Source organism: Sphingomonas sp. (assembly GCF_019242355.1).
GTDB lineage: Bacteria > Pseudomonadota > Alphaproteobacteria > Sphingomonadales > Sphingomonadaceae > Sphingomicrobium.
In genome coordinates this window covers 1-6228 of sequence record NZ_JAFAVR010000267.1, presented here as the reverse complement: position 1 = coordinate 6228, position 6228 = coordinate 1, and the positions used below count along the sequence as shown (strand labels likewise).

Sequence of the window (6228 nt, the reverse complement as noted above, 5' to 3'; positions counted from 1 at the left end):
ACTACGCGAAGGCCGAAGGCCTCGTAACCGTCCTCGCCGCTCGCCAGCAGGAAGGCACGATGAATAGCACTGGCCGGGAGCGCTACAGTCGACGCGCCAAAGCCATTGTCGAGGTCGGTCCGGTTACGCCGAAGGACCAGCAGACCGCGACCAAGCCGATTGGCCTGAAGCTTGAGATTGTCCCCGACATCAGCCCGTACGCGCTTCCGCCCTCGCGGCTGCTTCCGATCCACGTCCTCTACGACAACCATCTGCTGCCGAATGCGACCGTCATGCTGACCGATCTCGCGCACGATGCCACGCCGTTGCAGACGGTCGTCACGGACCGGAACGGGAAGGCCGTGTTCAAGATCCCGGCGGCGGGCAATCTGCTTTTGAATGTCCTGTGGTCCGAACGCGTCAAGGGCGATCCGGCCTTTGATTTTGACACGACCTTTTCGAGCCTGACCTTCGGCTACTGATTTCAAGAGATTCGCCGCCGCGCCGCTGCGGCGATTGAGCGGGACTTCTGCGCGTCCCCTGGATCGAGGACCCAGGGATCTCGAGTGACGATCATGCATCATGCCGTTGTTTGTCGACGCGTCCTACTGGATCGCAACCGGCTTGGCGGTGTCTGAGACGGGAGCAACGTCGTCGTCGTTGACGTCCGCGGGCGTAGACATCGGGTCAGCCCTGAAGTCCCGGCCGAATCCCTTGCCGAATTGATCTTCCTGATGACTTGGCGATTCCAAATTGAGCGCCGCGGGCGTGTCGCGGTCGCTTGCCTTGTTGCAAGCGGCCAGCGACACCCCCGCGACAATGATCAAACCGAGCGGTATTAGAGATTTGATCATTTCACCGCCGCTTTACGGTTGGTTCTGTGGCAGAGGCGCGCCACGGAGCGGCGGGTTCAGATAAGGGAAGTGATCCATGAGCTGACGCGCACTGATCGGCGCGCCGTCGGTGTATGCAACGAGGCCGGTTGGCGCATCCGACGGCTGACAGAGGCCGAGATCGGTCTGCTTGCCGTTAATGGTCACCGGGTGGCACAGACGCCCCATCGCGACACGAAGCTCGATGTCGACGACATCGTCGCCCGGGCGGCGGCCGTTCGGGAAGCCCGCGAGGTCGTCCGCGAGTACGCCGAACTGGCGCTGACGGTCGATCGGAGTGGCATTGATCGCCGTGTTGAGGCGGATCATCTCCGATGCCGTCACAGTCGACATCTGGTTGAGCCCTGCGATGCCGGTCAGGAACGTCGCGACGAGGTCGTTGCGCGGGAAGTTTGTCGGCGCAAGAGTCGCGAAGTTCGTATGCAACGTGGCGTTGACCGCCGTGCGGAACAGCCGGTTGAGCACTTCCGGATACGTCGGGTTCGTCACGTAATCGGCAAGCGCTGCATCCTTCGTCGGGTCGACCGCGTTGAACAGATCCTTCTGCGGAAGACCGATCACGAGCTCATTGACGAGCGGCATGCCAAGGCGCGAGACCTGGACATAAGCGCCACCACTCGTCGTCGGGTTCTCATAGGTCGGATTTGGCTTTAGCAGCCGCGACTGCGGAAGGCTGGCCGTGCTCCAGATACCGATGACGCCGTTGCCATTGCCGGTCAGGCAGGCCGTCGGGACCTCAATCGCGATGCTCGTGACGTTATATTTGCCGATAAGACCCTGGTGAGCATTGCTTTGCGTAATGCCGCCGGGGAAAGGCTGGCCATTGCCGTAGATGCCGTTGTTGTCGCCCTCGATCGGAATGAAGTTCACGAGATCGAAGACCGGTCCGATATTGACTGCAAACGCCTCTTCACGCTGCCCGACAAACACGCGGCCACCGCCGGCGCAGCCGGGGATGCTGACATTGTTGACGAACTTGGTGGCGTAGGCCGGGTAATCGGGAATGGTCTTGTTGCCGGCGTTGTCGAACGGTTTGAGGAAAGACTGCGACCCGTCGGTCCCAGTGATCACGCTGGCATTGCCCGTACGGCGGTCGCCTCTGACGACGGACACCGCATAGCGTTCGATCTCACCCTGGTTCGCGTCCATCGGACTCGAAAGCGGCCCGGAAGCGCGCAGCGCGATAGGAAGCGTCTTGCCGCCAGCCGTGATGGTTTCGCCTTTCCCATTCATGCGCAGAACATTGTTGAACTTGAACCGGAAAGTGACGTCCTCTTTGGCGTCGCCATTGTTATCGACCATGATCTCGTAGAGCGCGTCGGGATCCATCGTGTAATAGTTGGGTCCGCCACCCGGCTCCTGGAACGGCTGGAAGTTCGCGATCAGCGTCGTGTAACCCGCGCGTCCGGACTCGTAGCTCCGGAACGCGTAGACGTCCGTGTTATCCACCTTCGGCATCTTGGTGATGTTCGGCGCCTCGCGGTGGCTCGAGCTCCACACGGGCGACGATACCGAAAGCAGAAGGGTGGCAATCGCCCCCAATCTCACGCTGGTCATATGCTTCACGCCTGTTCTCCCTCTGCGACCCACATCATGGCAGCCCGTTCCGGACGGCCCCCGTTCGCGGCGGCGCAGATCGCCAGCGAGATTTCTTCGGCTGAATGCCCAATTAGATTCGGTGGGAGAATTACGTGCTCTCGCGCGGAGAAACTCGACATTTGTTAAACTTACACTCATTTATTCGCCACTGATGTAAGTTAAAGCAACTGGTTGCCTCCTGACAGTTACTGGCAGCAAGCGCGCCATGGTTGGAACAACCGTTCCAAAATCGTCGCTTCTTTCGTATAGGGGGAGCAAGCATGACGGTTGAGATGGATCGCACTGCATCGCCCGATGTCGCCCGGGTCGCTTCGCAAGAGCTGACTTCGTTGATGGCGGACGTCGCCCAAGGTGATCGCCACGCTTTGCACCAGGTCTATGAGCGAACATCGGCAAAGCTCTTTGGGATTTGCCTGCGAGTGCTAGACGACCGAGCAGACGCCGAAGACGTCCTGCAGACCGTTTACGTGACCGTATGGACCAAGGCGGGCAGCTTCGATCCTGACAAGGCGAGCGCTATTACCTGGCTTGCAGCGATGACGCGCAACCGGGCTATCGATCGCCTGCGGCAGCGGCGGCCGTCGACGGACGATCTCGAATCGGCGGCGGAGATCCCGGACGAACGGCCATCTGCGGTCGACATTATTGAGCGCGCGGAGGATCGGGCACGCCTGCACGAATGTCTTGATGAACTTGACGAGGATCGCCGGACCATGATCCGAGCGGCATTTCTTGAGGGGACGACATATCCGCAGCTCGCGGAAAGCAAGGGCGTCCCGTTGCCTACCGTAAAGAGCTGGATGCGCCGCGCGCTGCTTCGCCTTCGGGGTTGCATGGAATCATGAGCGACCGTCGCGACGATATCGAAGGGGAAGGCGTGGTTGCGGCCGAATATGCGCTTGGCCTGCTTGAGGGCGCTGAATATGCGACGGCGCGAACTCGCGAGGCGTCGGATAACGCCTTCGCTCATGAGGTCGCGCGGTGGCGTGGATATCTCGCGCCGCTTCATGACGGAATTGACGACGTCGCGCCGCCGGCCAGCCATTGGGATCGCGTTCAGACTGCGATCCGACGCGTCTCGCCGGCCAATGACAATGACCTGCGGCTCCGCCGGTCGCTGAACTTCTGGCGATCGACGACCGCGGGGATGACCGCCGTGGCCGCGGTTCTCGGCTTCCTGCTGGTCATGAAGCCACGACCCGCGCCCATCCCGCCGACCGTAGCCGCGGTACAGGCGCCTGTGCCAGCTGAGCAAACTCCGCCGATGGTCGCAATCGCCAGCGGCCGCACAGCGGCCACCGTCGTTATCAGCTGGGACCCGAACACTCGTGAGCTTGTGCTTGGCACGGCCGGTACGCTCGCCGCCGATCCAAAACATTCGCACCAACTCTGGGTCATTCCAGCCGGCGGCAGGCCGAGGTCGCTCGGCGTGCTTCCTGCGGGCAAGACGACCCACCAGCAGCTCGCCAGCGCGCTCGCCGACCTGCTGCAGCAGGGTGCAACGATTGCCATTTCTCTCGAACCGCGCGGAGGCTCGCCTACTGGCGCCCCCACTGGACCGGTTGTGGCGTCGGGCGCGCTCTCACCTGCTTGATCGATGACGCTCGATTGACGGCGCGCGACTCAACACCGGGAGTTAAGCTCCGCACTTAACAATTGTGCTGTTCGTGCAGAGTGCTTGCTCTAGGACCCTCGGGGATGGAGCGCGGGCGTGTACGGGTGGTGCGTGCGTTGACTGGACACTCGCGTCGGGCGGCGCTGGCATCGACGCTGCTTCTATTGCTGGGTGCGTCGAGCTCGGAAGCCTGGGCTCAAGCCGACCCTGACAATCCTCAGAAAAACGAAATCGTAGTCTATGGACGGGCGCTCAAGCAGATCGGCAAGGCTCAGTCCGGTTCCCAGGGGACGGTCGGCTACGCGGACTTCAAGGACAAGCCGTTAGGCCGGGTCGGCGAGCTCGTCGAGAATGTCCCTGGCGTGATTGCGACCCAACATTCAGGCACAGGCAAGGCCAACCAGTATTTCCTTCGCGGGTTCAATCTGGATCACGGGACCGACTTCGCAGGGTTCGTGGATGGCGTTCCCGTCAACATGCGCACCCACGGCCATGGCCAGGGCTACATGGATTTGAACTTCCTAATCCCCGAGCTGGTCCAGAGGATCGACTATCGCAAGGGACCGTATTTCGCGGACGTCGGCGACTTCTCGGCGGCCGGGACGGTGAAGTTCAGAACGGCCGATACATTGCCCGCTCCCATCGTGCAGGCCACCCTCGGCAGCTACGGCTATGACCGCGCGCTCACAGCGGGCAGTACGTCGGTCGGCCGAGGCAACCTCTTGGTCGGGCTCGACGGAACGCTCTCGAACGGTCCCTGGGTGCTCGACGAGAAGCTGCGCAAGTTCAACTCCCTGATCAAGTATTCGGAGGGCACTCCGAGCGAAGGCTGGAGCCTGGGATTGACCGCCTATCGAGCGACGTGGAATTCAACGGATCAAGTTCCGCAGCGGGCGATCGAGGATGGTGAGATTAGCAGGTATGGGAACATCGATCCCTATCTCGGCGGCGCGACGACCCGCATTGGCCTGACCGGCAACGCCGCGTTCGACGCCACGCAAATCAACCTGTTCGCTCTCTATTATCGTTTTCACCTCATCTCGAACTTCACTTACTTCCTGGACGACCCCGTCCACGGTGACGAATTCGAGCAGCGCGACCAACGCGGCGTCTTCGGTGGCTCACTCCATCACGACTTCCCAACTACCGTCGCGGGACTGCCGGTGACGTTCACGATCGGCGGCGACGCCCGTTACGACCACATCGGCAAGGTAGGACTCTATCACACAGAGAAGGGCCGCATCATCGGAACGGTCAGGCAGGACCGGGTCGATGAACTGAGCGGCGCGGCTTACATCGAGGGCAGTGCCGCACTTACGGATCGGCTGCGCGTGATTCTCGGCCTTCGCGGCGACCTCTACAATTATGACGTTCATGCTGAAACGCTCGCCGCCAACTCCGGGCAGGGCAGTGAAGCCATCCTTAGCCCGAAGGCGGCCGTGGCCTGGCACGTGGCCGACCATGTCGAGCTTTACGCGGACTATGGCGAGGGATTCCACTCCAACGACGTTCGTGGCGCGACAATCAAGTTCGACCCGAGGACGTTCGAGCCAGCCGATCAGGTTCCGGCCCTTGTGAAGGCACGCGGTGCTGAACTCGGCGGCCGGGTAGAGGTCGGCAGGTTCACAGGTTCGCTCGTCGGCTACTATCTCGCGCTCGGATCGGAGCTCGTCTATTCGGGCGACGGCGGCACGACCGAGCCGAACGCCGCGACCCGCCGCTATGGAGCGGAGGCGACGATCTTCTGGCGACCCGCCGATTGGCTGACCCTGGATGCCGCGGGCTCGCTGACGCACGCGCGTTTTGTGGGAGTGGACCCCGGCCAGGCGCACGTCCCCAATTCAATCGGTCGCGTGTTGACTGGTGGTGCGGAGGCCCAATTCGGACACGGGTTCTCCGCATCGCTGCGAGTGCGGCATTTCGGATCGGCCCCACTGATCGAGGACAATAGCGCGAGATCGCGTCCGACAACGCTCGTCAATGCCGGGAGCTATTGGCGGGGCCGACGGCTGAGTGTTAGCGTTGACATCCTGAATGTCCTCAACTCGCATGCGAACGACATCACCTATTACTACGCGTCGCGCTTGCCCGGCGAGCCCGCGGATGGTGTCGATGACTATCACCTGCACCCCGTGGAACCTC

The 6228-nt window shown here is 62.0% G+C and carries 6 protein-coding genes; 4 read left to right on the top strand and 2 right to left on the bottom strand.

Annotated features, from left to right (window positions below):
• Nucleotides 1–461: DUF4198 domain-containing protein (locus JOZ79_RS12785; protein ID WP_294074817.1), on the top strand; the 461-nt coding region annotated here is incomplete at its 5' end.
• A 123-nt stretch (nucleotides 462–584) separates the two neighbouring features.
• Here the strand turns inward: JOZ79_RS12785 and JOZ79_RS12780 are convergent.
• The gene (locus JOZ79_RS12780; RefSeq protein WP_294074814.1) at nucleotides 585–806 is read right to left on the bottom strand and encodes a hypothetical protein; all 222 of its coding nucleotides are present in this window, start codon (nucleotides 804–806) and stop codon (nucleotides 585–587) included.
• A gap of 39 nt (nucleotides 807–845) precedes the next feature.
• A complete protein-coding gene (locus tag JOZ79_RS12775) occupies nucleotides 846–2429 on the bottom strand; it encodes a DUF4331 domain-containing protein (protein ID WP_294074819.1) in 1584 nt (527 codons plus the stop codon).
• Nucleotides 2430–2731: 302 nt separating this feature from the next.
• On the opposite strand from JOZ79_RS12775, the gene JOZ79_RS12770 reads away from it, so the two are divergent.
• The 3 genes from JOZ79_RS12770 to JOZ79_RS12760 form a co-directional block, all read left to right on the top strand.
• Nucleotides 2732–3316: a sigma-70 family RNA polymerase sigma factor gene (locus tag JOZ79_RS12770; RefSeq protein WP_294074812.1), complete on the top strand. Its 585-nt coding sequence runs from the start codon at nucleotides 2732–2734 to the stop codon at nucleotides 3314–3316.
• Complete coding sequence (locus tag JOZ79_RS12765; RefSeq protein ID WP_294074809.1) at nucleotides 3313–4065, top strand: anti-sigma factor; 753 nt, start codon at nucleotides 3313–3315, stop codon at nucleotides 4063–4065. Before JOZ79_RS12770 ends, JOZ79_RS12765 begins: the two co-directional genes overlap by 4 nt.
• Before the next feature lie 137 nt (nucleotides 4066–4202).
• On the top strand, nucleotides 4203–6228 hold a 2026-nt coding region (locus tag JOZ79_RS12760; RefSeq protein ID WP_294074807.1), incomplete at its 3' end, for a TonB-dependent receptor.

Coding starts and splice junctions, on each gene's coding strand:
- JOZ79_RS12775 (WP_294074819.1), bottom strand. CDS start 2,429: ATGACCAGCGTGAGATTGGGGGCGATTGCCACCCTTCTGCTTTCGGTA.
- JOZ79_RS12770 (WP_294074812.1), top strand. CDS start 2,732: ATGACGGTTGAGATGGATCGCACTGCATCGCCCGATGTCGCCCGGGTC.
- JOZ79_RS12765 (WP_294074809.1), top strand. CDS start 3,313: ATGAGCGACCGTCGCGACGATATCGAAGGGGAAGGCGTGGTTGCGGCC.